This window comes from Amnibacterium sp. CER49 (assembly GCF_029846255.1).
GTDB lineage: Bacteria > Actinomycetota > Actinomycetes > Actinomycetales > Microbacteriaceae > Amnibacterium.
The window spans coordinates 1,719,653-1,746,283 of sequence record NZ_JARVWQ010000001.1 but is presented as its reverse complement, the minus strand read 5'-3'; the positions used below and the strand labels follow the sequence as shown (position 1 = coordinate 1,746,283).

The 26,631-nt window shown below is 73.6% G+C and carries 24 protein-coding genes; 12 read left to right on the top strand and 12 right to left on the bottom strand.

The annotated features are described in order from the left end of the window. The first annotated feature begins 28 nt into the window (after window positions 1-28). Entirely contained in the window at window positions 29-496 is a 468-nt protein-coding gene (locus tag QDR37_RS08540; protein WP_279713200.1) for an Hsp20/alpha crystallin family protein, read from the top strand. Window positions 497-566: 70 nt separating this feature from the next. Here the strand turns inward: QDR37_RS08540 and QDR37_RS08535 are convergent, their stop codons facing one another. Then, window positions 567-1,781, bottom strand: coding sequence for an NADP-dependent isocitrate dehydrogenase (locus QDR37_RS08535; RefSeq protein WP_279713199.1), 1,215 nt, complete (start codon window positions 1,779-1,781; stop codon window positions 567-569). Window positions 1,782-1,881: 100 nt separating this feature from the next. Between QDR37_RS08535 and QDR37_RS08530 the strand changes: the two genes are divergently transcribed. Together QDR37_RS08530 and QDR37_RS08525 are read left to right on the top strand one after the other, a co-directional pair. Next, a complete protein-coding gene (locus QDR37_RS08530) occupies window positions 1,882-2,334 on the top strand; it encodes a GNAT family N-acetyltransferase (RefSeq protein WP_279713198.1) in 453 nt (150 codons plus the stop codon). Between the two features lie 151 nt (window positions 2,335-2,485). Then, a complete protein-coding gene (locus tag QDR37_RS08525) occupies window positions 2,486-2,809 on the top strand; it encodes an MGMT family protein (protein ID WP_279713594.1) in 324 nt (107 codons plus the stop codon). Between the two features lie 133 nt (window positions 2,810-2,942). On the opposite strand, the gene QDR37_RS08520 is transcribed toward QDR37_RS08525, so the two are convergent. The 9 genes from QDR37_RS08520 to QDR37_RS08480 form a co-directional block, all read right to left on the bottom strand. Continuing rightward, complete coding sequence (locus QDR37_RS08520; protein ID WP_279713197.1) at window positions 2,943-4,766, bottom strand: ABC transporter ATP-binding protein; 1,824 nt, start codon at window positions 4,764-4,766, stop codon at window positions 2,943-2,945. Next, the gene (locus QDR37_RS08515; RefSeq protein ID WP_279713196.1) at window positions 4,763-6,511 is read right to left on the bottom strand and encodes an ABC transporter ATP-binding protein; all 1,749 of its coding nucleotides are present in this window, start codon (window positions 6,509-6,511) and stop codon (window positions 4,763-4,765) included. Before QDR37_RS08515 ends, QDR37_RS08520 begins: the two co-directional genes overlap by 4 nt. A 329-nt stretch (window positions 6,512-6,840) precedes the next feature. Beyond that, entirely contained in the window at window positions 6,841-8,388 is a 1,548-nt protein-coding gene (purH, locus tag QDR37_RS08510) for a bifunctional phosphoribosylaminoimidazolecarboxamide formyltransferase/IMP cyclohydrolase (protein WP_279713195.1), read from the bottom strand. Then, window positions 8,385-8,972 (bottom strand): phosphoribosylglycinamide formyltransferase, encoded by a 588-nt coding sequence (gene purN, locus QDR37_RS08505; RefSeq protein ID WP_279713194.1) that lies wholly within the window; start codon window positions 8,970-8,972, stop codon window positions 8,385-8,387. The genes purH and purN overlap by 4 nt, the downstream gene beginning before the upstream one ends. A 2-nt stretch (window positions 8,973-8,974) precedes the next feature. Then, complete coding sequence (locus QDR37_RS08500; RefSeq protein WP_279713193.1) at window positions 8,975-10,156, bottom strand: DUF6350 family protein; 1,182 nt, start codon at window positions 10,154-10,156, stop codon at window positions 8,975-8,977. Between the two features lie 103 nt (window positions 10,157-10,259). After that, entirely contained in the window at window positions 10,260-11,168 is a 909-nt protein-coding gene (sucD, locus tag QDR37_RS08495) for a succinate--CoA ligase subunit alpha (protein WP_279713192.1), read from the bottom strand. An 18-nt stretch (window positions 11,169-11,186) separates the two neighbouring features. Continuing rightward, window positions 11,187-12,350 carry an ADP-forming succinate--CoA ligase subunit beta gene (gene sucC / locus QDR37_RS08490; RefSeq protein ID WP_279713191.1) on the bottom strand — a complete coding sequence of 388 codons (1,164 nt, stop codon included), beginning with the start codon at window positions 12,348-12,350 and terminating at the stop codon, window positions 11,187-11,189. Window positions 12,351-12,425: 75 nt separating this feature from the next. Then, window positions 12,426-12,851: a GNAT family acetyltransferase gene (locus QDR37_RS08485; protein WP_279713190.1), complete on the bottom strand. Its 426-nt coding sequence runs from the start codon at window positions 12,849-12,851 to the stop codon at window positions 12,426-12,428. Beyond that, window positions 12,848-15,133 (bottom strand): UvrD-helicase domain-containing protein, encoded by a 2,286-nt coding sequence (locus tag QDR37_RS08480; RefSeq protein WP_279713189.1) that lies wholly within the window; start codon window positions 15,131-15,133, stop codon window positions 12,848-12,850. The genes QDR37_RS08485 and QDR37_RS08480 overlap by 4 nt, the downstream gene beginning before the upstream one ends. A 113-nt stretch (window positions 15,134-15,246) precedes the next feature. Between QDR37_RS08480 and QDR37_RS08475 the strand changes: the two genes are divergently transcribed. From QDR37_RS08475 to QDR37_RS08465, 3 genes are all read left to right on the top strand, one after another. Continuing rightward, complete coding sequence (locus QDR37_RS08475) at window positions 15,247-15,801, top strand: hypothetical protein (protein WP_279713188.1); 555 nt, start codon at window positions 15,247-15,249, stop codon at window positions 15,799-15,801. 57 nt (window positions 15,802-15,858) lie between these two features. Further along, window positions 15,859-16,635, top strand: a complete 777-nt coding sequence (locus QDR37_RS08470) for a Bax inhibitor-1/YccA family protein (RefSeq protein ID WP_279713187.1) — start codon at window positions 15,859-15,861, stop codon at window positions 16,633-16,635. A 70-nt stretch (window positions 16,636-16,705) separates the two neighbouring features. Further along, complete coding sequence (locus QDR37_RS08465; protein WP_279713186.1) at window positions 16,706-17,437, top strand: hypothetical protein; 732 nt, start codon at window positions 16,706-16,708, stop codon at window positions 17,435-17,437. Window positions 17,438-17,563: 126 nt separating this feature from the next. On the opposite strand, the gene guaA is transcribed toward QDR37_RS08465, so the two are convergent. Next, on the bottom strand, window positions 17,564-19,126 hold the full coding sequence (guaA, locus tag QDR37_RS08460) for a glutamine-hydrolyzing GMP synthase (RefSeq protein WP_279713593.1): 1,563 nt from the start codon (window positions 19,124-19,126) through the stop codon (window positions 17,564-17,566). A 183-nt stretch (window positions 19,127-19,309) separates the two neighbouring features. Between guaA and QDR37_RS08455 the strand changes: the two genes are divergently transcribed. The 6 genes from QDR37_RS08455 (at window position 19,310) to QDR37_RS08430 (ending at window position 26,142) form a co-directional block, all read left to right on the top strand. Further along, window positions 19,310-19,975 (top strand): NUDIX domain-containing protein, encoded by a 666-nt coding sequence (locus QDR37_RS08455; RefSeq protein ID WP_279713185.1) that lies wholly within the window; start codon window positions 19,310-19,312, stop codon window positions 19,973-19,975. After that, entirely contained in the window at window positions 19,972-21,444 is a 1,473-nt protein-coding gene (locus QDR37_RS08450) for a cytosine permease (protein WP_279713184.1), read from the top strand. Before QDR37_RS08455 ends, QDR37_RS08450 begins: the two co-directional genes overlap by 4 nt. Then, window positions 21,441-22,004, top strand: a complete 564-nt coding sequence (locus QDR37_RS08445) for a cysteine hydrolase (protein ID WP_279713183.1) — start codon at window positions 21,441-21,443, stop codon at window positions 22,002-22,004. The genes QDR37_RS08450 and QDR37_RS08445 overlap by 4 nt, the downstream gene beginning before the upstream one ends. Next, on the top strand, window positions 22,001-22,987 hold the full coding sequence (locus QDR37_RS08440; RefSeq protein ID WP_279713182.1) for an ADP-ribosylglycohydrolase family protein: 987 nt from the start codon (window positions 22,001-22,003) through the stop codon (window positions 22,985-22,987). Before QDR37_RS08445 ends, QDR37_RS08440 begins: the two co-directional genes overlap by 4 nt. Further along, on the top strand, window positions 22,984-23,847 hold the full coding sequence (locus QDR37_RS08435) for a PfkB family carbohydrate kinase (RefSeq protein ID WP_279713181.1): 864 nt from the start codon (window positions 22,984-22,986) through the stop codon (window positions 23,845-23,847). Before QDR37_RS08440 ends, QDR37_RS08435 begins: the two co-directional genes overlap by 4 nt. Before the next feature lie 102 nt (window positions 23,848-23,949). Then, entirely contained in the window at window positions 23,950-26,142 is a 2,193-nt protein-coding gene (locus QDR37_RS08430; protein ID WP_279713180.1) for an acyltransferase family protein, read from the top strand. Window positions 26,143-26,163: 21 nt separating this feature from the next. Here QDR37_RS08430 and QDR37_RS08425 read toward each other — a convergent pair whose 3' ends face one another. Beyond that, entirely contained in the window at window positions 26,164-26,631 is a 468-nt protein-coding gene (locus QDR37_RS08425) for a DUF3817 domain-containing protein (protein WP_279713179.1), read from the bottom strand.

Here is a 26,631-nt window from a genome sequence, read left to right as displayed (position 1 = left end):
GGGAGCGCAGCGAGCGAAAGGACGAGCAATGGCGATGAACTTCGACCCGTTCCGTGAGCTGGACCGCATGACCACCGCCCTGCTGGGCAGCGCCCAGAGCCCGCGGGTCATGCCGATGGACCTGTACCGCGACGGGGACCACTACGTGCTGAACGCCGACCTGCCGGGGGTCGACCCGGGCAGCGTCGACATCGACGTCGACGGGCAGCTGCTGACCATCCGCGCCGAGCGCACGCTGCGCGACGCGCAGGGCGTGCAGTGGCTCGCCCACGAGCGGCAGAGCGGCTCCTTCCTTCGGCAGCTGAGCCTCGGCGACGGGCTCGACACCGAGCGCATCACCGCCACGTACGAGAACGGCGTGCTGTCGATCACCATCCCGGTGAGCGAGCGCGCGAAGCCGCGGAAGATCGAGGTGTCGAGCACCGGCTCGACCCAGCAGGTCGGCACCCAGCAGGTCGGCACGCAGCAGCAGGGGCAGTCGGCGATCCGGAGCTGACCGCCTCCGACGACGAGCGAGGGCCGGCGGACGCGAAGTCCGCCGGCCCTCGTGCCGTTCCCGTCCGGCCTCAGCCGAGGCGGGTCCTCAGGTTGTCGGCGATCGTCGCGAGGAACTCCTCGGTGGTCTGCCACTGCTGCTCGGGCCCGACGAGCAGCGCGAGGTCCTTCGTCATCGCACCGCCCTCGACCGTCTTCACGACGACGTCCTCGAGCGTGTCGGCGAAGTCGATCAGCGCCTGGTTGCCGTCGAGCTTCCCACGGTGGGCGAGCCCCCGCGTCCACGCGTAGATCGACGCGATCGGGTTCGTCGACGTGGGCTTGCCCTGCTGGTGCTGGCGGTAGTGCCGCGTCACGGTGCCGTGCGCCGCCTCGGCCTCGACGACCTTGCCGTCGGGCGTCGTGAGCACGCTCGTCATGAGGCCGAGCGAGCCGAAGCCCTGCGCCACCGTGTCGGACTGCACGTCGCCGTCGTAGTTCTTGCACGCCCAGACGTAGCCGCCCTCCCACTTCAGGGACGAGGCGACCATGTCGTCGATGAGCCGGTGCTCGTAGGTGAGCCCGGCCGCGTCGAAGCGCTCCTTGTACTCCGCGTCGAAGATCTCCTGGAACAGGTCCTTGAAGCGGCCGTCGTAGGCCTTGAGGATCGTGTTCTTCGTCGACAGGTAGACGGGGTAGTTGCGGGCGAGGCCGTAGTTGAAGCTCGCGCGGGCGAAGTCGCGGATCGAGTCGTCGAGGTTGTACATCGCCATCGCGACGCCGCCGCCCGGCGACTGGAACACCTCGAACGAGCGCGCCTCGCCGCCGTCCTTCGGCTGGAAGCTGATGGTGAGGGTGCCCTCGCCCTCGAACGTGAAGTCGGTCGCGCGGTACTGGTCGCCGAACGCGTGGCGGCCGATGACGATCGGCTTGTTCCAGCCCGGCACGAGCCGCGGGATGTTCGAGATGACGATCGGCTCGCGGAAGATGACACCGCCGAGGATGTTGCGGATCGTGCCGTTCGGGCTGCGCCACATCTTCTTCAGGCCGAACTCCTGCACGCGCGCCTCGTCGGGCGTGATCGTGGCGCACTTGACGCCGACGCCGTGCTTCTTGATGGCGTTGGCCGCGTCGATCGTGATCCGGTCGTCGGTCTCGTCGCGCTTCTCGATGCCGAGGTCGTAGTACTCGAGGTCCACGTCGAGGTAGGGGTGGATCAGCGTGTCCTTGATCGACTGCCAGATGATGCGCGTCATCTCGTCGCCGTCGAGCTCGACGACCGTGCCCTCGACCTTGATCTTCTCCACGCACCGCTCCTTGTCCTGCCGTCCCGCGCATTCGCGGGCGGCGATCACTCTAGTCACGGCGGTGGTGCGGGAACTTCGGGCCCACCACTAGCCTGACCCCATGCCGACGCTCCGCCTCGAGCCGCTCAGCGCCGCGAACATCGTGGCCGCGAACGCGTTGACGCTGAAGAAGGGGCAGGAGGCGTACGCCACTCCCGTCAGCTACTCCACCGCCGAGCACACGGTCAACCCGGCCGCCGCGTGGCCCCGCGTGGTGCTCGACGGCGACGAGGTCGTCGGCTTCATCAAGGGCAACCTCGACCCGGACGAGCCGCGCGAGGAGTTCCGCTGCTGCCTCTGGTCGATCAACGTGAAGGCGAGCGCCCAGGGTCGCGGCGTCGGCCGCTTCGCGGTGCAGGCCCTCGCCGACGAGGCCCGCTCACGTGGGTTCGAGCGCCTCACGGCGATCTGGGAGCGCGGCGAGGGCGGCCCCGAGGAGTTCTTCCTCCGCCTCGGCTTCTCCCCCGTCGGCGAGACGCAGTACGGCGAGGTCCTGGGCGCGACGCACCTGTGAGCAGCGGTCTTCGACGCGTGCACGCGTCGGAGACGTCGTGGGCGGTCCGCCCGGGCTCCCGCGAGGGCCCGGGCTCCCGTTCCCGAGACCGGCTCGCCATCGGGGTTCGGTCGGCGCGGTTCGAGACCAGGGGTGATCCCTCGTGACGCGGGTGTTCTCCGCCTCCGGCGACTACACGGATGCCGTGCTGCAGGTCGTCGCCGAGATCCCGGCCGGACGCGTCATGACCTACGGCGACGTCGCCTGGGTGTTCGGGCGTCCCGGCGCACGCGCCGTCGGCATGGTGCTGCGCTATCACGGCTCCGCCGTGCCCTGGTGGCGGGTGATCCGCGCCGGCGGCCATCCGCCGTCCGGGCACGAGGCCGCGGCGCGTGAGCACTACGAGGCGGAGGGCACACCGCTGCTCCCCGCGCCCACGCCGGCCGGCTACCGCGTCGACCTCGCGAAGGCGTCCTGGTCCCCCGACCGAGCCTGACTCGGCATCGCTCGGGCAGCGGTGCTGGGGGGGGGGGGGGGGCCGGCCCTCCCCAGCCGGGAGCACCGGCTGTGGGCCCAGCGCGGGCCGGGCCGGACTGCTAACGACGTCTTCTGCGCAGAAGACCATGAACTCAGACGAGCGACTCGCGCCAGGCCGCGTGCAGGGAGGCGAAGCGGCCGGTGCCGGCGATGAGATCCTCCGGCGGCCCGTCCTCGACGATGCGGCCGCGCTCCATCACGAGCACCCGGTCGGCGATCGCCACCGTCGAGAGCCGGTGCGCGATGATCAGCGCCGTCCGGTCGGCGAGCAGCGTCTGCAGCGCCTCCTGCACGAGCCGCTCACTCGGGATGTCGAGCGACGCGGTCGCCTCGTCGAGGATCAGCACCGCCGGGTCGGCGAGGAACGCCCGCGCGAACGAGATCAGCTGCCGCTGCCCCGCCGAGACGCGGCCGCCGCGCTTGTTCACGTCGCTGTCGTAGCCGTCCGGCAGACCGCGGATGAACGGGTCGGCCCCGACCGCGCGCGCCGCCGCGACGATCTCGTCGCGCGACGCCCCCGGCTTGCCGAGGGCGATGTTGTCGGCGACGGTGCCCGAGAAGAGGTACGCCTCCTGGGTCACCATGACGACCGCGGCGTGCAGGTCGGCGCTCGAGAGGTCGCGCAGGTCGACCCCGTCGAGCGTGATCCGCCCCTCCGACGGGTCGTAGAAGCGCGCGATGAGCTTCGCGAGGGTCGACTTGCCGGCGCCGGTCGAGCCGACGAGCGCGATCGTCTGCCCCGAGGGCACGTCGAGCTCGAAGCGCGGCAGCACCTCGCGGCCCTCACGGTACGAGAACCGCACGTCGTCGAAGCGCACGTGGCCGTGCCCCGCGCCCGGCACGGACGCGGGCAGCGGCTTCGGAGCGAGCGGCTCGGGGACGCTCGGGCGCTCCTCGAGCACGCCCGACACCTTCTCGAGCGCCGCGGCGGCCGCCTGGTAGGCGTTGTAGAACGTCGCCAGGTCCTCCATCGGGTCGAAGAACCGGCGCGTGTAGAGCACCGCGGCGAGCAGCACGCCGATCGCCATCCCACCGGTCGCGACGCGGAAGCCGCCGATCAGCAGCACCACGGCGACGGTGAGGTTGCCGATGAGCGTGAGGCCGGGGTCGAGCACCGCGAACAGCTTGATCGCGTCCGCGTTGATGCGCCGGTAGTCCTCGGCGAGCGCCCCGTACTCGGCCTCGTTCCGCTGCTCCTTGCGGAACGCCTGCACCGCGCGGATGCCGGTCATCGTCTCGACGAAGAACACGATGAGCTTCGCCGACGCCACGCGCGACTCACGGAACACGGCCTCGCTCCGGCGCTGGAACCAGGCGAGCAGGGCGGCGAGCGGCACGAACGAGCAGGCGAGCACGAGGCCGCTCTCGGGGTCGACGAGCACGAGGCCGACCGCCGTGAACAGCATGTAGAGCACGCTCATGACGAGCTGGTTGATGCCGCCGTCGAGCAGCTCGCGGATGGAGTCGAGGTCGCTCGTCTGCCGCGAGATGATGCGGCCCGAGGTGTACGTCTCGTGGAACTCGAGGCTCAGCCGCTGCGTCTGCAGGAACACGCGCTTGCGGAGGTCGATGAGGATCGCCTGGCTGATCCGCGCGGTCTGGATCGTGTACGCCGCGATGGTGGTGCCCGCGAGCACCCCGGCGACGAGGTAGACGACCACAGCGCCCACGAGCGGCAGCGGGTGCGCCTTCATGAGCGACGGCAGCCCCGTGTCGATGCCCCACGCGATGATCGCCGGGCCGAGCGCCTGCAGCGCCGTGCTCAGCACCACGACGAGCACGGTGAGCACGAGCCGCCCCTTGAGCGGCTGCAGCAGGCTGCCGAGCAGGCGCACCGAGCGTCGGCGCAGCTGCCGTCGCTCCGCCTTCGTCAGGTCCGCGCCGCGCTCCTCGCCGGCGACGCCCAGGACGGTCACGCGCCCACCTCCTCTGGTTCGCGCTCCTCGCGCTCGTCGAAGCTCGAGATGACGAAGCGGTAGCGCTCGCTGCGGGCGAGCAGCTCGGTGTGCGTGCCGACGTCGATGATCCGCCCCTCCTCGAGCAGCGCGACGCGGTCGGCGAGCTGCACGGTCGACGGCCTGTGGGCGACGATCAGCGCCGTCGTGCGGGTCAGCACCCGGCGCAGCGCCGCCTCGACGAGCGCCTCGGTGTCGACGTCGAGCGCCGACAGCGGGTCGTCGAGCACGAGCACGGCAGGATTCGCCGCGACCGCGCGGGCGAGCGCGAGGCGCTGCCGCTGGCCGCCGGAGAGGCTGAGCCCCTCCTCACCGATCCTCGTGTCGAGCCCCTCGGGGAGGTCGTGCACGAACGACGCCTGCGCGATGTCGAGCGCCTCGGCGAGCACGTCGTCGCCCGCGTCCGGACGGCCGAGCAGCACGTTGTCGCGGACGGTCGCCGAGAACAGCGTGGCGTCCTCGAACGCCATCGCGATGTGCGTGCGCAGCTCCTCGCGGGTCAGGTCGCGGATGTCGACCCCGTCGAGACGCACGGCACCGCCCGTCACGTCGTACAGCCGTCCGGCGAGCTCGACCATCGTGGTCTTGCCGCTGCCGGTGAGCCCGACGAGCGCCATCGTCTCGCCCGGGCGGATGTCGAGGTCGACGCCGCGGAGCAGCTCGGCATCCGCCGGCGCGTCCGGGTAGCCGAAGCGCACGCCGTCGAAGGTGAGCCGGCCCCGCGCCTCGGTGAGGTGCTCGGGGCGCTCCGGGTCCGTGATCGTGTTCTCGCTGTCGAACACCTCGTGCAGCCGGTCCGTCGCGGCTCGGGTGTCGAACAGCATGGACATGAGGAAGCCGATCGACTCGAGCGGGAACCGCAGCACGGTGCCGGTCGCGAAGAACGCGACGAGGCCGCCGACCGTGATCGCGCCGAGCGACGCCTGCCAGACGCCGGCGAGCAGGCAGAGCGCGAAGGCGACGTCGGGCACGAGCAGCAGCCAGAGCCAGATGCCCGCGAGCGCCTTCGACTTCTCGATCTCGGTGCCGCGCAGCTCCTCGGCACGCGAGGCGAACTGCTCGAGCGCGGTGCGGCTGCGGCCGAACGCCTTCAGCACGCGGATGCCGTGCACCGACTCCTCGACGAGCGTCGCGAGGTCGCCCGCCTGGTCCTGGCTGCGCCGTGCGACGACCGTGTACCGGCGCTCGAAGCGGAAGCCGTTCACCCAGAGCGGGATGGAGCAGACCGTGAAGAGCGCGGCGAGCAGCGGGTTCAGGACCGCGAGCACGACGACGCCGATCACGACGGTGACGACGTTCACGACGAGGTAGACGACGCCGAACGCGATGAACCGGCGGATGAGGCTCAGGTCGCTCATCGACCGCGACAGCAGCTGCCCGCTCGGCCAGCGGTCGTGGAAGGCGACGGGGAGGTCCTGCAGCTTGCGGTAGAACGCGAGCCGCATCGAGGTCTCGACGCCGGTGGCGGGGCCGATGATGTAGCGCCGCCGGAGCATGTAGAGCAGGGCCTCGACCGCGCCGAGCACGGCGATCAGCACGACCGCGCCGGGCACCGCAGCGGGGTCGCCGGCGCGCAGCGGGCCGTCGACGAGCCGCTGCAGGACCTGCGGGATCGCGAGCGAGACGAGCGAGGCGGCGAGCGCCATCACCATGGCGATGAGCACGCTCGGGATCGCCGGGCGCGCGAAGGGCAGCAGTCGTCGCATCGCCTGGAGGGTCGATGGCGCACGAGGCGGACGGGTCACAGGTTTCCTCTCGTCCTCACCGTGGGCAGGGCACGGCGAGGACCGCTGCGGGACGCCGTCGTCGGCGTCGGCAGGGTGCGCCCGGCGTGGGCGCGGTCGTTCGAGCGAGGGTCGGGCGCTAGGGCCGGACGGGGCGGGCCGCAGCTCCGAGGGGAACGATCATCGCGAGCCTCCTGTCCCTCGGTCGGCCGCGGGCGGCCGGTGCTCCGCACTTCCGGCGAAGCAGCCTTCCACCCTAAGCAGAACCCCCTTCGGGGCACAACCGCGACCAGCGCGGATCGCCTGGGTATTCAGTGGAAGAAGTGGCGCTCGCCCGTGAGGAGCATCGGGATGCCCGCCTGCTCGACCGCGGCGATCACCTCGGCGTCGCGCACCGAGCCGCCCGGCTGCACGATCGCGCGCACCCCGGCCGCGAGCAGCACCTCGGCGCCGTCCGCGAACGGGAAGTACGCGTCGGACGCGGCGACCGCACCACGGGCCCGCTCCCCCGCCCGCCGCACGGCGAGGTGGCACGAGTCGACCCGGTTCACCTGACCCATCCCGATGCCGACGGCGGCGCCGCGGTCGGCGAGCAGGATCGCGTTCGACTTCACGCTGCGGCACGCCTTCCAGGCGAAGACGAGGTCGGCGAGGGTCGCCTCGTCGACCTCCGGGCCCGTCACCTGCCGCCAGGTCGCGGTGTCGAGCGTGTCGAAGCGGTCCGGCTCCTGCACGAGCACCCCGCCGGAGACCTGCCGGAACTCGCGCGTCGGCCGGGCGAAGCCCTGCGGCAGCTCGAGGATGCGGAGGTTCTTCTTCCCCGACAGCACGGTGAGCGCCTCGGGCTCGTACCCGGGCGCGACGATCACCTCGGTGAAGATCTGCGCGACCGCCTCGGCCATGCCGAGCGTCACGGTTCGGTTCGCGGCGATCACGCCGCCGAAGGCGCTCACCGGGTCGCAGTCGTTCGCGCGGCGGTGGGCGGCGGCGACGGGGTCGGGGGCCCGGGGCGGCGCGACCGCGATGCCGCACGGGTTCGCGTGCTTGATGACGGCGACGGCGGGCTCGTCGAAGTCGAGCACGGCGCGGACGGCCGCGTCGGCGTCGACGTAGTTGTTGTACGACATCTCGCGCCCGTGGTGCTGCACCGCCTGCGCCAGGCCGGCGTCGCCGGGGCTGCGCCAGAGCGCCGCGGCCTGGTGGGCGTTCTCGCCGTAGCGCAGCGGCGCGACCTCGAAGCGGTAGGACCCCCGCTCCTCCTGGTCGCCGGCCGGCGCGAACCAGTCGGCGATGGCGCGGTCGTACTCGGCGATGCGGATGAAGGCGGCTGCGGCGAGCGCCCGGCGCTGCTCGAGCGTCGTGCCGCCGGCGGGGAGCGCGGCCACGACGGCGTCGTACTGAGCCGGGGCCGTGACCACGGCGACGTTCGCGAAGTTCTTCGCCGCGGCCCGCACGAGCGCCGGGCCGCCGATGTCGATCTGCTCGACGATCTCCTCGTCGCCCCGCCCCTCGGCGACGGCCCGCTCGAAGGGGTAGAGGCTCGAGACGACGAGCTCGAACGGCGCGATGCCGAGCTCCCGCAGCTGGTCGGCGTGCGCGTCGCGGCGGAGGTCGGCGAGCAGCCCGGCGTGGATCGCGGGGTGCAGCGTCTTCACGCGCCCGTCGAGCGACTCGGGGAACCCGGTGACCTGCTCGACCGGCGTCACCGGGAGGCCCGCGGCCACGAGGGTCGCGGCCGTCGATCCGGTCGAGACGAGCTCGACGCCGGCGTCCGCGAGCGCGCCGGCGAGCGGGACGAGACCGGTCTTGTCACTCACCGACAGCAGCGCGCGGGCGATGCGCACTCGTGCTCGAGTCATGCGGCTCCTTCGAGGTCGAGGGTCCCGTCGGCGACGTCGCGCAGCACCTGCGCGAGCAGCCGCCGCTCGACGGGCTTGATCCGGTCGTGCAGCGTGCCCTCGGTGTCGCCGGGCAGCACCGGCACGCGCTCGCGGGCGAGGACCGGCCCGGTGTCGACGCCGTGGTCGACGAGGATCACGCTCGCTCCGGTCTCGGTCGCTCCGGCCGCGAGGGCGTCGCGGACGGCGTGGGCGCCCGGGAACTCGGGCAGGTAGGCGGGATGCGTGTTGATCAGGCGCGGGCCGAGCGCGTCGACGACCGCATCCGGCAGCAGCCGCATGAAGCCCGAGAGCACCACGACGTCGGGGGCCCACTTGCGGATCTCGCGGAGCAGCGCCTGCCCCCACTCCTCGCGGCTGTCGTAGTACGGGAACGGCACGAGGAAGGTCGGCACGCCGAACTCGTCGGCGTGCACGATCCCCGGGGCGTCACGGTCGGCGCCGACCGCCACGACCCGGGCGGGGAACCCGGCCTCCTCGCAGCGCTGCAGCAGCGCGCGGAGGTTGCTGCCGCCGCCCGAGATCAGGACGACGACCGACAGCACGCTCAGAAGCCTAGCGACGCAGGCTCCTCCGGCTCCGGGGCGGGCGCCGCCGTCCGGACGCGACCGACGAGCGCCCCGAGCGTCGCGGGGATGCCGACCTCGAGCAGCACGAGGCCCGCGACCTGCAGCGCGTCCGGTCCGACGGCGCTGAGCCGGCCGGGCCCGGCGGACCCCGAGGCGAGCGCGGCGAGCACGCCGGCGCAGCAGGCGGCGACGAGCCCGGCGACCGGACCCGTGACGAGCGGCGGGGCGTCGCCGCGGTCGCGGCGCTGCGCGACGAGACCGCAGCCGAACCCGGCGAGCACCGGCACGAGCAGACCGAGCAGCCCGAGCGCGGGATCCGGGTGCGGCAGGGCGCCGAGCAGCGGCAGCGACGGCAGCGGGCCGACCGCGGTCCCGAGCGGCCCGACGGATGAGCCGGCGCCGAGCACGAAGCCCGCGCCGCTGAACCACGCGACGCCCCACAGCACCACGGTGGGCAGGAGCAGCACCTGGAGGGCGGTGAGCGCGACCCCGCCCGCGGGGCCCGCGCCGAGCGACTCGTAGAGCCCGAGGACGGGGGCGAGCGAGAGCAGCAGGAGGGTCGTGACGGCGACGCCCGAGGCGGCGACCACGACGGCGACGGCGCCGGTGCCGGCGCGCAGCCCCGCGCCGAGGCGGCCTCCGGGCAGCAGCGGACCGCGCTCGAGGCGCAGCCCGGCGAGGAGCCCTGTACCGAGCAGGGCGGCCGGCAGCAGCGCGGCCTGCACGAGCGAGGGCCGGACCGCCGGAGCGGTGCCGAGCGCGGCCACGGCGGTGGAGGCCGCGGCGGTCGTGAGCAGGGCGGCGACGGCGGCGGGCGCCGGCGCCCCTGCCGCCGCGCGGCGACCCGCTCGGACCCCCAGCCCGACCGTGACGAGCGCGGGCCCGAGCGCGGCGAGGGTGACCGGGAACGCGTGCCCGGCGACCGTCACCTGGAGGTCGACGCCGTGCCCGAGCAGCCAGGCGTCCGCCGCGGCGCCGACGAACGCGGACCAGGGCGCCGTCGCGCCGAGGGCGGCCCAGGCGATCAGAGCAACGACGACGAGGGCGCCGAACGGAAGGGCGACCGCGGCGAGCGCGTCGACCGCGCCCGCGACGACCGCGAGGACGCGGACGGGCCGGGCGATCGAGGAGCGCGGCGGGGCCGCGAGGTCGGAGGTCACGATGCGGGCGATGCTAGGCAGCGCCCCGCGCGGGACGCGGGACCGACTCCGGCGATGCGCCGATCCGGCCGTCGCTGCTCGCGACGGCCGGATCGCGGCGGCCTCAGGAGGCGGAGGCGCCGATGCCGAGCGAGGCGACGACCTCGCGCATCAGGGAGGCGGTCTCGCTCGGGGTGCGGCCGACCTTGACTCCCGCGGCCTCGAGGGCCTCCTTCTTCGCCTGAGCCGTGCCGGCGGAGCCCGACACGATGGCCCCGGCGTGACCCATGGTCTTGCCCTCGGGCGCCGTGAACCCCGCGACGTAGGCGACGACCGGCTTCGTGACGGACTGCCGGATGAAGTCGGCGGCGCGCTCCTCGGCGTCGCCGCCGATCTCGCCGATCATGACGATCGCCTTCGTCTCGGGGTCGGCCTCGAAGGCCTCGAGCGCGTCGATGTGCGTCGTGCCGATGATCGGGTCGCCGCCGATGCCGACGGCCGTCGAGATGCCGATGTCGGCGAGCTCGAACATCATCTGGTAGGTCAACGTGCCCGACTTCGAGACGAGTCCGATCGGCCCGCTGCCCGTGATGGTGGCCGGGATGATGCCCGCGTTCGACTTGCCGGGGCTGATGACGCCCGGGCAGTTCGGGCCGATGATGCGCGTCGTGCCGCCCTTGCTCTTCGCGAGCGCCCAGAACTCGGCGGTGTCCTTCACCGGGATGCCCTCGGTGATGACGACGACGAGCGGGGTGCCGGCCTCGATCGCCTCGACGACGGCGGCCTTCGCGAACGCCGGTGGCACGAACACGACGGAGACGTCGGCGCCGGTCTCGGCGAGCGCCTCGCGGACCGAGCCGAAGATCGGCAGCGTCGCGCCGCCGATCTCGACGGTCGTGCCCGCCTTGCGCGGGTTCACGCCGCCGACGACCTGCGCGCCCGAGGCGAGCATGCGCGTCGCGTGCTTCGTGCCCTCGGAGCCGGTGAGGCCCTGGACGATGATCTTGGTGTCGGAGCCGATCAGGATCGACATGGTGGTGTCCCTTCCGCCTCAGGCCGCCGCGAGCTCGGCGGCTCGGTCGGCCGCCGCGTCCATCGTGTCGACGAGCGTGACGAGCGGGTGCGCCGCGTCGGTGAGGATGCGCCGCCCCTCCTCGACGTTGTTGCCGTCGAGCCGCACGACGAGCGGCTTGTTCGCCTCGTCACCGAGCTTGGCGAGCGCGCCGACGATGCCGTTCGCGACCGCGTCGCAGGCGGTGATGCCGCCGAACACGTTGACGAAGACGCTCTTCACCTGCGGGTCCGACAGGATCACGTCGAGCCCCGCGGCCATGACGTCGGCGCTCGCGCCGCCGCCGATGTCGAGGAAGTTCGCCGGCTTCACGCCGCCGTGCCGCTCCCCCGCGTAGGAGACGACGTCGAGGGTCGACATGACGAGACCGGCGCCGTTGCCGATCACCCCCACCTGTCCGTCGAGCTTCACGTAGTTGAGGTCGTGCTGCTTGGCCTTGGCCTCGAGCGGGTCGACGTCGCCGGCGTCGGCGAGCGCCTCGTGCTCGGGGTGCCGGAAGGCGGCGTTGTCGTCGAGCGTGATCTTGCCGTCGAGCGCGATGATCTCGCCGGACTCGGTGCGCACGAGCGGGTTGACCTCGACGAGGGTGGCGTCCTCGTCGCGGTAGACGTGCCAGAGCCGCTCGAGGACCGGCGCGACGTCGTCGAGCAGGTCGTCGGGGAACCGGGCCGCGCGGGCGATCTCGCGGGCCTTGTCGAGCGTCACGCCCTCGATGGGGTCGACCTCGACGCGGGCGAGCGCGTCGGGCCGTGTCGAGGCGAGCTCCTCGATCTCCATGCCGCCCTCGTAGGAGGCGAGCGAGAGGTAGGAGCGGTTCGCGCGGTCGAGCAGGATCGAGACGTAGAACTCGCGCTCGATGCGGGCGCCGGCGGCCACCATGAGGCGCTTCACGACGTGGCCCTTGATGTCGAGCCCGAGGATCGCCTCCGCGGCGGCGGCGGCCTCGTCGGGCGAGTGGGCGACCTTGACGCCGCCGGCCTTGCCGCGGCCACCGGTCTTCACCTGCGCCTTGACGACGACGGTGCCGGCGAGCCGCTCGGCGGCGGCCCTGGCCTCCTCCGGCGTGTCGGCGACGACGCCGGCCAGCACCGGTACGCCGTAGTGCTCGAACAGGTCGCGAGCCTGGTACTCGTAGAGGTCCACCGCTGACGTCCTCCCTGCCCGGTTTCGGGCGCCGATCAGCCTAGTGCGCAGCGCCTGCGCCCCTCCTCGGAGGCGTCAGCCGTCGACGACGAGACGCTTGCCGAGCCCGGTCGCGCTGTCGGGGGCGAAGCCGAGGCGGGCGTAGAAGGCGGCGACCGCCTCGTTGCCGCCGCGGATCTGCACGTTCACCTTGGGGCAGCCCATGGCCAGGAGCCGCGACTCGACCTCGGCCATGAGCCGCGTGCCGACGCCGCGGGACTGCAGCTCCGGCAGCACGGCGACGTAGTAGACCCAGCCGCGGTGCCCGTCGTACCCGGCCATGGCGGTGCCCACGACGGCGCCGTCGGCCTCGGCGACGAGGAACAGCTCGGGCTGCACCGCGAGCTTGCGCTCGATGTCGCGCCGCGGGTCGTTCCAGGGCCGGGTGAGCCCGCACGCCCGCCAGAGCGCGACGACCTGCTCGGTCTCCTCCGGCCGGAACGGGCGGACGACGGCGCTCACAGCTTGGTGATCGGCGCGACCTTGATGAGCAGGCGCTTGCGACCGGCCGTGTCGAACTGCACCTCGGCGATGCGCTTCGCCTCGACGCCGGTGACGGCGACGACCCTGCCCTCGCCGAAGTCGTCGTGGCGCACCCGGTCGCCGACGGCCAGCTGGAGGTCGCCGTTGTCGCGCACCTTGCCGGTGACGCGGTTCGCCCACTCGGTCTTCGGCTTCGTCGACGCCGCTTTGTCGCCGGTGCCGCCGGACCACGCGAGGCTGCCGGCGACGCGGGCGCCGGGGCCCGCCATGCCGGGCGCCTGGCGCCACTCGATGAGGTGTCCGGGGATCTCGGCGAGGAAGCGGCTCGGCGCCGACACCGAGGTGTCGCCGAACGTCGTCCTGGTCATCGCGAGCGACAGGTGCAGCCGCTCGCGGGCGCGCGTGATGCCCACGTAGAACAGCCGCCGCTCCTCGGCGGGTCCGCCTGGCTCGTTCGCGCTCATGCGGTGCGGGAGCAGGTCCTCCTCGATACCGGTGAGGAACACGGCCCGGAACTCGAGTCCCTTCGCGGTGTGCAGCGTCATGAGCGACACCGAGCCGGTCGAGTCGTCGAGCTCGTCGGCGGCGGCCACGAGCGAGACGTCGGTGAGGAAGTCGACGAGCGTGCCGTCGGGGTTGTCGCGCTGGAAGTCCTTCGTGACCGCGAGGAGCTCCTCGATGTTCTCGACCCGCGCCTCGTCCTGCGGATCGCGGCTCGCGCGGAGGGCGTCGACGTAGCCGCTGCCCTTCAGCAGCGTGGCGAGGATCTCGAACACCGGCACCGGGGCCATGCCCTCCGCGGGCGGCGCGGTGAGCGCGGTGGCCTCGTCGAGGAGGTCGGACAGGGCGGTGATGGCGCCGGACACCTTCGGCCCGAGGCCGAGCTCGCGGGCGCCGCGCAGCGCCTCGCGGAACGTGAGGTGGTTCTTCTCGGCGTGAGCGGCGAGCTGCGCCTCCGTCGCCGGCCCGATGCCGCGCTTCGGGGTGTTGAGGATGCGGCGCACGGCGAGGGTGTCGGCCGGGTTCGCCACCGCGATGAGGTAGGCGAGGGCGTCCTTGATCTCGGCGCGCTCGTAGAACTTCGTGCCGCCGAGCACCCGGTACGGCACCGCGGAGCGGACGAGGATCTCCTCGAGCGCACGCGTCTGCGCGTTCGTGCGGTAGAAGACCGCGATCTCGCGGTACTCCATGCCCTGCTCGTGCAGCGTCTCGATCTCGTCGGCGACGAACTGCGCCTCGTCGTGGGCCGAGTAGCCGGTGAAGCCGACGATCTTCGCGCCCTCGCCGTCGACCGTGAACAGGTTCTTCGGCTTGCGGTCGAAGTTGTTCGCGATGACCGCGTTCGCCGCGTCGAGGATGGTCTGCGTGGAGCGGTAGTTCTGCTCGAGCAGCACGACCTTCGCGTCGGGGAAGTCGTGCTCGAACTCGACGATGTTGCGGATGTCGGCGCCCCGGAACGCGTAGATCGACTGGTCGGAGTCGCCCACGACGGTGAGCGCGGCAGGCGGCAACCCGGCCGGCGGACGGGTCAGCTCGCGGATGAGGGCGTACTGGGCGTGGTTCGTGTCCTGGTACTCGTCGACGAGGATGTGCCGGAACCGCCGCTGGTACAGCTCGGCGACGTGCGGGAACGCCCGGAACAGGTACACCGTCTGCGCGATGAGGTCGTCGAAGTCGAACGCGTTCGCGGCCGACAGCGTGCGCGTGTACTGCCGGAAGATCTCGAGGAACGTCGCCTCCTGCGGGTCGGCGAGGTTCGCCTGCCGCGCGTAGCTCTCGACGTCGACGAGCTCGTTCTTCAGCTTCGAGATCTTGGCCGCGGTGTTCGCGACGCCGAAGCCGAGCACGTCGGCCTCGAGCTCCTTGATGATCCGCTTCAGCAGCGCGCGGGAGTCGCCCGAGTCGTAGATCGTGAAGCCCTTCGCGTAGCCGAACAGCTCGGCCTCGCGGCGCAGGATGCGCACGCACGCGGAGTGGAACGTCGAGATCCACATGCCGTCGGCGTTCTGGCCCACCAGCTGGCGCACGCGCTCGCGCATCTCGCCGGCGGCCTTGTTCGTGAAGGTGATGGCGAGGATCTGGCTCGGCCAGGCCTCGCGGCTCTCGAGCAGCGACGCGATGCGGTGGGTGAGCACGCGGGTCTTGCCCGAGCCGGCGCCCGCCACGATGAGCAGCGCGTTGCCGCGGTGCAGCACCGCCTCGCGCTGCTGCGGGTTCAGCCCTTCGAGCAGCGCGGACGGCTGTTCGAGGAGCTGCGCCATGGACAGAGATGGTAGGCGCGACCTCGGACGCTCCCGGTCGGGAACCGCTGTCGGCGAACGGTCGCTGCGTGGTGCCGTGGCCGGGACGCCGGCGCCCGGTACCGTTCGGTCCCGTGCCCCGCCTGGTCCCGCGCCGCAACGCGGCCCCGGAGCCGACGTCGCGCCTGCCGATCGCCTGGGGCGACTACTCCGGCCGCTACCTCACCGGCGTCGTGCTGCTCGTCGGCGGCGCGGCGCTCGTCGTGCAGACGACGGCGGCCACGCTCGCCCTCGGGATGCTCGGCTCCCTGCTGCTGCTCGCCAGCTGGGCGGTGCAGCCCGGCCGCCCCCTCGTGCGCGCCGCGGTGGCGCTGCCGTCGTTGCTGCTCTGCTGGTGCACCATCACCGGGCCGAAGTCGATGTGGGTGCTCGCGCTGATCCTGCCGTGCTGGCTGCTCGTGCGCCGCCGGCCGCCCATCACGTACTGGACGACCCTGATCCCACTCGCGCTCGGGCTGCTGCTCGCGTCCTGCACGTCGCTCGTCGCCGACAAGGACGCCACCTTCTGGGTGGTCGTCGGCGGGGTCGTCGCGGCGGCGTGGCTGTCCCGCGAGTACGCCCTGAAGCTCCGGCTGGTTCATACGGATCGCATAGCGAGCCGACCCGGCGGCCGACCCCGGACGCCGTAGAATTCAAGGCTCCCGGGAGCGTGCTCGCTCCCGGATCCCTCCCCTAGAGAAGGAACCATGGCGAATCCCGCCCTCTCCAACAACCCGGCGTTCCGCGGCACCTCCCCGGTGAGCGCGTCGACGCTCGAGGAGATCTACCAGCGCCCGTCGGCGACCCCCGCCGAGACGGGCCGCATGAGCTACGAGGACACCGCGGTCAAGACCGTCGTGCTCTTCGCGGTGCTCATCGCCACCGGCGCCGTCGGCTGGTTCGTGCCCGCGCTCGCGTTCATCGGCGCGATCGGCGGCTTCGTGCTCGCGATGATCAACACCTTCAAGCGCGAGCCGTCGGTGCCGCTCATCGTCGGCTACGCCGCGCTCGAGGGCCTCTTCATCGGCGGCGTCACCGCGATGTTCGAGCGGGCCTACCCCGGTGTCGCCGTGCAGGCGGTGCTCGCGACGCTCGTCACCGTCGGCGTCACGCTCGCGCTGTTCGCGAGCGGCAAGGTCCGCGCCTCGGCGCGCGCCACGCGGATCTTCATGATCGCGTTGGTCTCCTACATGGTGTTCCGGCTCGTCGAGGTCGTCATCACGCTCTTCGCCGGCACGAGCGGCGGCTTCGGCGCCTCGAGCGACGTGCTGGTGTTCGGCATCCCGCTCGGCGTGCTCATCGGCGTCGTCGCGGTCCTGCTCGCGGCGTACTCGCTCGTGCTCGACTTCGACCAGATCCAGCAGGGCGTCCGCCGCGGCCTGCCCGCCAAGTACGGCTGGACCGGCGCCTTCGGCCTGATGGTCACGATCGTCTGGCTGTACGTCGAGTTCCTGCGGATCTTCGCGATCCTGAACCGCCGCTAGGCGGCCGATCCCGAGAGCGCCCGTCCCGGTCCGGGGCGGGCGCTCTCGTCATCCCGGGCGAGGAGGACCGATGCCGGACCGGCGGGACGACCCCCTGCGCGCCCTGCGCGAGCAGGTGTACCGCCGCGACCCGGACCCGGCTGCGGTCGCCCGGTACGCCGCAGCCCTCGAAGCGGCGGAGCGCGAGCGCCCCGGGGCGGACGCCGAGCGGGACGCGCCCGCTCCCCCGCGGCCGCGGCGCCCGCCGCTGCTCGCCGTCGCCGGTGCCGGAGCGGTCGTCGCGGCCGCCGCCGTCGCCGCGTCGATCGCGCCGCACGGCCCCGTCCGGACCACGGCCCCGACCCCCGTCGACACGAAGGTGCTCGTCGCGCCGATCCCGTCGGGGGACGGGCGTGCCGTGCTCCGCACCCAGGTGCTCGGCGACCCGGAGCACCTGGCGGCGCAGGACTACTACGCGTTCTTCCCCGCCGACCTGCCGGAGCCGTTCGGCGTCGCCGGCACCACCCCCCTCGGCTACGAGGCGCTCCACGGCACGGCGACCCTGCCGTTCCCGGTGGCACCGGGCACGACGCAGGCGCTCGTGTCCGTCACCTGCGCCGACGAGGGCGTCGCCTACGCCTGGACCGTGATCGGCCGCGCCGCGAAGAACGCCGGGCAGGAGGTGGTGGCGCACGGCGGGGGCGGGGACTGCCATGCGCTCGCCCCGGCGCCGCTCGCGGTGCCGCGCGGGCTCCGCGACGCCCGCATCGTCGTCACGGTGCCGGACGACGTGCTCTACGCCGTGTCGGTCTTCGAGCACTGAGGCACTGACCGGACGACGGGGAACTCGCGACGCGGGATCGGGATCCCGGGGAGGCGAGCCACGAGGCGCCGGACATCCGCCGAACGGTCGGGGCTCCGCCGCTCCGGGCCGCCGCTCAGAGCGGCGTCACTCCCACTCGATGGTCCCCGGCGGCTTGCTCGTCACGTCGAGCACGACACGGTTCACGTCGGCGACCTGGTTCGTGATGCGGTTCGAGATCCGCGCGAGCAGGTCGTACGGCAGGCGGGTCCAGTCGGCCGTCATCGCGTCCTCGCTCGACACCGGCCGCAGCACGATCGGGTGCCCGTACGTGCGGGCGTCCCCCTGCACCCCGACGCTGCGCACGTCGGCGAGCAGCACCACGGGGCACTGCCAGATCTCGGTGTCGAGACCCGCCGCGGTGAGCTCCTCCCGGACGATCGCGTCCGCCGCCCGCAGCGTCTCGAGCCGCTCCCGGTCGACCGCGCCGACGATGCGGATCGCGAGCCCCGGTCCCGGGAACGGCTGCCGGCCGACGATCTCCTCGGGCAGCCCCAGCTCGCGGCCGATCGCCCGCACCTCGTCCTTGAACAGGGTGCGCAGCGGCTCGACGAGCGCGAACTGCAGGTCCTCCGGCAGACCGCCCACGTTGTGGTGGCTCTTGATGTTCGCGGTGCCGCTGCCCCCGCCCGACTCGACGACGTCGGGGTAGAGGGTGCCCTGCACGAGGAACCGGACCGGCTCCCCCGCCTCGCGCCCCTCGGCGACGATGTCGGTCGCAGCCCGCTCGAACGCACGGATGAACTCGCGCCCGATGATCTTGCGCTTCGACTCGGGATCGGAGACGCCGTCGAGCGCCTCGAGGAACGTCGCGCTCGCGTCGACCACGACGAGGTTCACGCCCGTCGCTGCGACGTAGTCGCGCTCGACCTGCTCGGCCTCGCCGCGGCGCAGCAGCCCGTGGTCGACGAAGACGCAGGTGAGCCGGTCGCCGACCGCGCGCTGCACGAGCGCCGCCGCGACCGCCGAGTCGACGCCGCCGGAGAGCCCGCAGATCACGCGGGAGTCCCCCACCTGTGCACGGATCCGCTCGACCTGCTCGGCGATCACGTTGCCGGCGTTCCAGTCGGCCGCGATGCCCGCGGCGTCGTGGAGGAAGTTCTCGAGCACCCGCTGGCCGTGCGCGGAGTGCCGCACCTCGGGGTGCCACTGCACGCCGTACATGCGCCGCTCGTGGCTCGCGAAGGCGGCGACGGGCGTCCCCGCGCTGCTCGCGAGCACCCGGAACCCGTGGGGCGCCTCGGCGACGGAGTCGCCGTGGCTCATCCAGACGGTCTGCTCGGCGGGCTGCCCCGCGAGCAGTCCGTGCTCCTCGGCCTCGGCCTCCGGCGCGACGCGCACCGCGGTCGAGCCGTACTCGCGGTTGCCGGTGCGGGCGACGCGGCCACCGAGCTGCTGCGCCATCACCTGGAAGCCGTAGCAGATGCCGAGCACGGGCACCCCGAGCTCGAGCACGCCCGGGTCGAGGGCGGGTGCGCCCGGCTCGTAGACGCTCGACGGGCCGCCGGAGAGCACGATGCCGGCGGGCTGCCGGGCCTTCAGCTCCTCCGCGGTGACGCCGTGCGGGACGATCTCGGAGTAGACGCCCGCCTCGCGCACGCGCCGCGCGATCAGCTGCGCGTACTGGGCTCCGAAGTCGACGACGAGCACGGGGTGGGCCTCGCCGGGCGGACGGGCGGGCGGCGGGGTGGGACGGTCCTCGGACTCGGTGCTGGCCACCCCTCCGAGCCTACGGCTCCGTGACGGACGGGGTTCGTGTCAGGGGCACCAGAAGTGCGCTACGCTGCCGTCACTTCGGGTCGATCCGACCCTTACTCCGCTCCGGGAGGTGCGATGGGCGAGCAGCCGGTCGCCGTCGCGGTGTCGACCGTGATCTTCGGGCTGCGGCCGCACGACGGCCGCCTCGCGCTGCACCTGCCCCTCGTCCGGCGCGTGCGCGAGCCGCACCTCGACCGCTGGGCGCTGCCCGGCGGTCCGCTCCTCGCGGAGGAGTCGCTCCGCGAGGCCGCGCGCCGCACTCTGCAGCAGACGACCGGGCTCTCCCCGGAGCACCTCGAGCAGCTCTACACGTTCGGCGCGGTCGATCGCGGCTCCGGCGCGGCCGGTCCCCGCGTCGTGTCGATCGTCTACTGGGCGCTCGTCCGCGCCGACGAGGCCGCGCTCGCCCGCACCGGGGACAACGTCGGGTGGTTCGCCGTGGAGGCGCTGCCACCGCTCGCGTTCGACCACGACGAGATCGTCGGATGGGCCGTGAAGCGCCTCGTCGCGAAGCTCGAGTACACGCACATCTCGCACGCGCTGCTGCCCGACGAGTTCACGCTCGGCCAGCTCCGCGAGGTGCACGAGGCGATCCTCGGCCGGCCCCTCGACCCGGCGAACTTCCGCCGCCGCGTCGAGGCGTCGGGCACCGTCGCGCCCACCGGCGCGCACCAGGCCGGGGTGCGGCACCGCCCGCCCGCCCTCTACCGATCCACCGCCAAGAAGGAGCTCCTGACATGACCGCCGTCGACCCCGCGAGCGCCCCGCCCGCGCCCTCCGGCATCGAGGCCAACGGCCTCAACACGATCGCGGAGGCCGAGCGCAAGGGCCGCGCCCGCGACCTCTTCTGGCCCTGGTTCGCCGCGAACGTCTCGGTGCTCGGCATCAGCTACGGCTCGTTCGTGCTCGGCTTCGGCGTCTCGTTCTGGCAGGCGACCGTCGTCGAGGTCATCGGGGTGGTGATCTCGTTCGCCCTCTGCGGCGTCGTCGCGCTCGCCGGCCGCCGCGGCTCGGCGCCGACGATGCTCCTCTCCCGCGCCCCGTTCGGCGTGCACGGCAACCGCCTCGCCGCGATCATCTCCTGGGTGCTGCTCGTCGGCTGGGAGACGGCGCTCACCTCGCTCGCGGTGCTCGCCACCGCGACCGTGTTCACCGCGCTGGGGCTCGACCTCGGGGCGCTCACGAAGGTGCTCGCGCTCGTCGTCGTGGCTGTGCTCACGGTGGCCGCAGGCGTCATCGGCTTCGACCTCATCATGCGGCTGCAGAAGTGGATCACGGTGATCACGGGCGTGCTCACGGTGGTCTACATCGTGCTCACGCTGCCCCGCGTCGACCTCGGTGCCGTGGGCGCGCTGCCCGCGGGAGGCGTGGCGGCGGTCGTCGGCGCGTTCATCTTCCTGATGACCGCGTTCGGCCTCGGCTGGGTGAACGCCGCGGCGGACTACTCGCGCTACCTGCCGCGCAGCGCGAGCGGTGCGGGCGTCTTCGGCTGGACGACCTTCGGAGGCGCGATCGCACCGGTCTTCCTCGTCGTCTACGGCCTGCTGCTCGCGGGCTCCTCGAAGAAGCTCTCCGACGCGATCGCGGGCGATCCGATCGGCGCGCTCGCGTCGCTGCTGCCCGCCTGGTTCCTCGTGCCGTTCGCGGTCGTCGCGATCCTCGGCCTCATCGGCGGCAGCGTCCTGAACATCTACTCGAGCGGCCTCGCGCTGCTCTCCGCCGGCCTCCGCACCCCGCGCTACGTCGCCGCCGGCATCGACGGCGTGCTCATGATCGCGGGCACCGTCTACGTCGCCTTCTTCGCCCCCGACTTCGTCGGGCCGTTCGAGGGCTTCCTCATCACCCTCGGCGTGCCGATCGCCGCCTGGTGCGGCGTCTTCATTGGCGACGTCGTGCTCCGCCGGCGCCCGTACGCGGAGGCCGACCTGCTCACCGCGCGTGGTCGCTACGGCTCGGTGCGGTGGTCCGCCGTGCTGCTCGTCGTCGTCGGCACCGCCCTCGGCTGGGGCCTCGTCGTGAGCAGCACGCCGGCCTTCGCGTGGCAGGGCTACCTGCTCGGACCGATCGGCGGCCGGAGCGGCGCGTGGGCGTACGCGAACCTCGGCGTGCTGCTCGCGCTGCTGCTCGGGTTCCTCGGCACGCTCGCCTTCACCCGCGGCGCCGTGCGGCGTCAGGAGGAGGAGCCGGTGCGGGAACGGGCCGACGCGTGAGCCCCGCCCTCGTCGGCATCGACCTGCAGGCGGTGTTCGCCGATCCGGCGAGCGCCTGGGCCGCTCCCCGCTACCCGGACGCCGTCGCCGGGGTGCGCCGCCTGCTGCCCGCCTTCGCCGGACGCATCGTGCTCACCCGCTTCGTCGCACCGGCGCGTCCCCAGGGCGCGTGGGTGCCGTACTACGAGCAGTGGCCCGACCAGCTCCGGCCCGAGGACGATCCGATCTGGGACCTCACGGACGGCCTGGGGGCGATCGACGCGCCGGTCGTGACGGCGACGACGTTCGGCAAGTGGGGCGAGCCGCTGCGACGGGCCCTCGGCGACGCCGACGCGATCGTGCTCACCGGCGTCTCCACCGACTGCTGCGTGCTCTCGACGGCGCTCGCCGCGGCCGACGCCGGGATGCCGGTCGCGGTCGTCGCGGACGCCTGCGCCGGCGCGAGCGACGAGGACCACCGGCGCGCGCTCGACGCCATGGCGCTCTACGCGCCGCTCATCACGGTGACGACGGTCGAGCAGGTGCTGCGCGCGCGATCGACCGGCGCCGAGCGCGGGTGACGCCGCGGGAGCGTGCGCTCGGCACCCTGCTCGGGCTCGCGATCGGCGACGCGCTCGGCATGCCCACGCAGACGCTGACCCGCGCGGCGATCCTCGCCGCCGGTGGCGTCGAGGGCATGCGCGCCGCGGCCCCGGACCACCCGCTCGCTGCCGGCCTCCCCGCGGGATCGGTCACGGACGACACCGAGCAGGCGCTGCTGCTCGCCGACGTGCTGCTCGAAGGCGGCGGCCACGCCGACCCGCGGCTGCTCGCGGAGCGCCTCGCGGCCTGGGAGGACGACATGCGGCGGCGGGGCTCGCTCGACCTGCTCGGCCCGTCGACCCGGGCCGCGGTGCAGGCGGTGCTCGCGGGCACCCCGCCCGAGCGGTCCGGACGCGGCGGCACGACGAACGGGGCCGCGATGCGCATCGCCCCGGTCGGGATCCTCATGCCGCCCGACGACCTCGGCGCGCTCGTCGACCGGGTGGCCGAGACGTGCCTCGTGAGTCACGACACGGGCGTCGCGATCGCGGGAGCCGCCGCCGTGGCCGCGGCGGTGAGCGCGGGCGTCGCCGGCGCCGATGCGGACGACGCGGCCGACCTCGCGGCGCGCGCCGCACGGCTCGGCGCCTCCCGCGGCGGTGAGCCGCGCGGGACCGAGGTCGCCGACCGGATCGAGCGGGCGATCCGACTCGGCGCCACGACGCCGGAGGCGGTCCTGCCCGACCGGATCGCGGCGGAGCTCGGCACGAGCCTCGCCACGGCCGAGTCGGTGCCGGCCGCCTTCGCGGTGCTCGCCCGCTTCCCGGACGACCCGTGGCGCGCCTGCCGCGCCGCCGCGGCCCTCGGCGGCGACACCGACACGATCGCCGCGATGGCGGGCGCGATGGGCGGCGCCCGCACCGGTCCGGCGGGGTTCCCCACCGACGTCGCCGCGACCGTGGTCGCGCGGAACCGGCTCGAGCTCTCGTCCCTCGCCGACCGGCTGCTCGCGCTGCGATGACGGGCCGGGTCGTCACGATCGGCAACGCGATGGCCGACGTCGTCGCGGTCGTGCCGCGCCTGCCCGAGCGCGGCGGAGACGTGCTCGCCCGAAGCGGCCGCATCGAGGTCGGCGGCGGCGGGTTCCGTGCCCTGCTCGCCGCCAGCCGAGCGGGCGCCGACGTCGTCTACGCGGGGCGGGTCGGCACCGGGCCCCTCGGCGACCTCGTCCACGTCGCGCTGGAGCGCGCCGGAATCCCCGCGCCGCTCCCGCCCGTGCCGGACGCCGACACCGGGCACGTGCTCACGCTCGTCGAGCCGGACGGCGAGCGCACCTTCGCGACGGTGCCGGGCGCCGAGCAGGCGTCGCCGCTCCCGCTCGACGGCCTCCTCCTGCCGGGCGACGCGCTGCACGTGCACGGCTACGGGCTCACCGCGCCGGCGCGCGCCGCGGCGGTCGCGGCCGTGGTCGCCGCCGTGCCCGCGTCGGTCGTCGTGCTGCTCGACCCGGGTCCGCTCGCGCCGCCCGACGCGCTGCCCCTGCTGCTGCCGCGGCTCGACTGGTGGAGCGGCAACACGCGCGAGGCGGCCGCCTGCTGCGGCATCGCCGACCCGGAGGACGCGGCCCGCGCCATCGCCGGGCGCGTCCGTGCGGGCGCGGTCGTCCGGGACGGCGCGACCGGCTGCGTGGTCGCCGTCCGGGGCGACGATCCCGTGCACCTCCCGGCCCCACCGGTGCGTGCGGTCGACACGACCGGCGCAGGCGACGTGCACGTCGGCACCTTCCTCGCCGCCCTCGTCCGCGGGGCCGGCCCGGTCGACGCGGCCACCGAGGCGAACGCAGCCGCGGCCGCGTCCGTCGCCGCCGTCCGCGAGGGCTAGGGCCGCCTCCAGCGGCGTGTCCCCCGCGCGAGGGACACGGACTGGGCCGACCGCGGCGCGGCGCGGCCGCGCCGCCGCGGCGCTCTTGCAGGATTCCGGCTCGTGACCGTCACCGACCGCCCCCGCACCTCTGCGGCCGCGCTGCCACCGACGACCCGCCCCGTGCCGATCGTCCGGCACGACGCGCACGCTCCCGCGAAGCGGCGCGAAGCCGGCGTCCGGAACGACATCCAGGCGCTGCGCGCCGCCGCGGTCACGATGGTGCTGGTCTACCACCTGTGGCCGAACCGGCTGACGGGCGGCTTCACCGGGGTCGACGTCTTCTTCGTCATCTCGGGCTTCCTCATCACGAGCCACCTGCTCGCGAAGCCCCCGCAGCGGCTCGGCGATCTGCTCGCGTTCTGGTCGCGGCGCATCCGGCGCCTGCTGCCGGCGTCGCTGCTGGTGCTCGTCGTCACGCTCGGCGCCGCGCGGCTGTTCGCGCCGGAGACCGTGTGGAGCACGATCGCGGTGCAGGTGCGCGCCGCCGCCCTCTACGCGGTGAACTGGCGTCTCGCCGACGACTCGGTCGACTACCTCGCGTCGCAGAACGCGCCGACCCCGGTCCAGCACTTCTGGTCGCTGTCGGTCGAGGAGCAGTTCTACCTCGTCTGGCCCGTGCTGATCCTCGTGCTGATCGGGGTCGCCCGCCTGCTGCGCCGCCGCCCTGCCCCCTTCGTGCTCGTCGGGCTCCTCGTGGTCGTCGGCCTCTCGCTCGCCTACTCGGTGCACGAGACCGCCGTCGAGCCGGCCCGCGCCTACTTCGTGACGCCGACCCGCGTCTGGGAGCTCGGCACCGGCGGTGTCGTCGCCGCGCTGCTCTCGCGCCGGGCGCTCGGCCGCACCCGCGACGACGAGGGCGTGCCGCTGCCGCTGCCCGCGCGGTCGCTGCTCGCCTGGGCCGGCTGGGCCGTGCTCGCCGTCAGCGCCGTCGTCTACACGGGCGCCCTGCCCTTCCCGAGCTGGACGGCCGCCGTGCCGGTGCTGGGCGCCGCTGCCGTGATCGCCGCCGCCGCTCGCCCGGGTCGCCTCTCCCCCGACCGGTTCACCCGTCTCCGCCCCGTCCAGTGGCTCGGCGACGTCTCCTACTCCCTCTACCTCTGGCACTGGCCGCTGCTCGTGATCCTGCCGATGGTGCTCGGGCACTCGCTCCGCACCGTCGACAAGCTCGCGGTGATCGCCGGCGCGCTCGTGCTCGCCTTCCTCACGAAGCGGTTCGTGGAGGACCGGTTCCGCACCCCGGCCTGGGGCAGGCCCGTGTGGAAGCCCTACGTCCTCGCCGCCGCGGCGATGGCCGTGGTCGTCGCCGGCGCGCAGCTGCAGCTGACCGAGGTCGCCCATCGCACCGAGGTCGCGCAGCAGCAGCTCGACGCGAAGCTCACCGGGTCGACGGCCTGCTTCGGCGCCGCCGCGCTCGCCGCCTCCTCCGGCGCCTGCCCGGAGATCCGCAGCGGCGCCCTCTACCCCGCCCCGGTCGAGGCGGCGAAGTCGCAGTCCGACGCCTGGGACGTCGGCAGCAGCGGCAAGGACTGCTTCGCGCACCGCCCCTCGTTCCCCGTCACGTCCTGCACGCACGGCGCGGCGACCGCCACCGTGCGCGTCGCCCTCGTCGGCAACTCGCACGCCGCGCAGTGGTACCCGACGCTCAAGGCGGTCGCGGATCAGCGGCACTGGCAGGTGACGACGTTCATCGCCTCGCAATGCGCGCTCGCCGACCTGACGCAGAACATCGACACCCCCGCCCACGACGCGGCCTGCCGGACCTGGGGCCGGAAGGTCGTCGACAAGGTCGTGCACGGCGGGTTCGACCTCGTCGTGATGTCGAACCGGGTCTCGGTGACGGCCGTCGGCGCGGGCTCGAAGCAGGCGAGCCTGCCGCGGTACGAGCAGGGCTACGAGCGGGTGCTGAAGGCCTTCTCCGCCGCGCACCTGCGGGTCGTCGACGTGCGCGACACGCCTGCGCCCGGCGCCCTGATCCCGGACTGCCTCGCGGCGCACACGAGCGACTACACGGCGTGCGACGGCACCCGCGCGACGTGGCTGCCGGCGGACCCGTCGGTGCAGGCCGTGCGGGCGGTGGGCGACCCGCGCCAGCGCGTCGTCGACCTCACCGACCTGATCTGCGGCCCGACCACCTGCCCGGCCGCGGCCGGCTCGGTGCCCGTGTACTTCGACGGCTCGCACCTCACCCGGGTCTACGCCCGGACGCTCGCGCCGTACCTCTCGCCGCGGCTCGCGGCGGCGCTGCAGGGCTGACCCGCCGGGGAACCGCCGGGGTCAGGCGCCGGCGGGCGCCGCGGTCCGCGCGCGCTCCCGCGCCTCGCGCTCGGCGAGGTACCCGGCGACCTCGCGGTGCACCCGCCGCTCCGTGATGAACGACAGCAGCGGCACGACACCGCCCGCCGCGATGACGAGGAAGCGCGTGATCGGGTAGCGCATCACCGTGATCAGCACGAAGTCGCTGACGAGGTAGGCGAGGAACAGGTAGCCGTGCGCGATGAGCACGCCGAGGCTCAGGTTGAGGCCGCCGACGGATGCGGCTCGGCTCGCACCGACGAGTGCGAGAGGACCGAGGGCGCTGCCCGCGACGACCTCGACGCCGAGCAGGTACTTCAGCACCATCTCGAGGCAGACGAGCAGCAGGAACGTGCCCGTCGCGTAGGCGAAGACCTTGTAGAAGAGCAGGCTGCGCCGGATGGTGGGGAAGTCGCGCGTCGGAGGCACGCGGAGCGGTCGGGCTGGCAC

What these genes read in the sequence shown, in the direction of transcription:
- QDR37_RS08465 (WP_279713186.1), top strand. Translation starts at nt 16,706, where the DNA reads ATGCCGGACCGGCGGGACGACCCCCTGCGCGCCCTGCGCGAGCAGGTG.
- QDR37_RS08435 (WP_279713181.1), top strand. Translation starts at nt 22,984, where the DNA reads ATGACGGGCCGGGTCGTCACGATCGGCAACGCGATGGCCGACGTCGTC.
- purH (WP_279713195.1), bottom strand. Translation starts at nt 8,388, where the DNA reads ATGACTCGAGCACGAGTGCGCATCGCCCGCGCGCTGCTGTCGGTGAGT.
- QDR37_RS08530 (WP_279713198.1), top strand. Translation starts at nt 1,882, where the DNA reads ATGCCGACGCTCCGCCTCGAGCCGCTCAGCGCCGCGAACATCGTGGCC.
- sucD (WP_279713192.1), bottom strand. Translation starts at nt 11,168, where the DNA reads ATGTCGATCCTGATCGGCTCCGACACCAAGATCATCGTCCAGGGCCTC.
- QDR37_RS08455 (WP_279713185.1), top strand. Translation starts at nt 19,310, where the DNA reads ATGGGCGAGCAGCCGGTCGCCGTCGCGGTGTCGACCGTGATCTTCGGG.
- QDR37_RS08450 (WP_279713184.1), top strand. Translation starts at nt 19,972, where the DNA reads ATGACCGCCGTCGACCCCGCGAGCGCCCCGCCCGCGCCCTCCGGCATC.
- QDR37_RS08480 (WP_279713189.1), bottom strand. Translation starts at nt 15,133, where the DNA reads ATGGCGCAGCTCCTCGAACAGCCGTCCGCGCTGCTCGAAGGGCTGAAC.
- QDR37_RS08515 (WP_279713196.1), bottom strand. Translation starts at nt 6,511, where the DNA reads ATGCGACGACTGCTGCCCTTCGCGCGCCCGGCGATCCCGAGCGTGCTC.
- QDR37_RS08470 (WP_279713187.1), top strand. Translation starts at nt 15,859, where the DNA reads ATGGCGAATCCCGCCCTCTCCAACAACCCGGCGTTCCGCGGCACCTCC.
- QDR37_RS08540 (WP_279713200.1), top strand. Translation starts at nt 29, where the DNA reads ATGGCGATGAACTTCGACCCGTTCCGTGAGCTGGACCGCATGACCACC.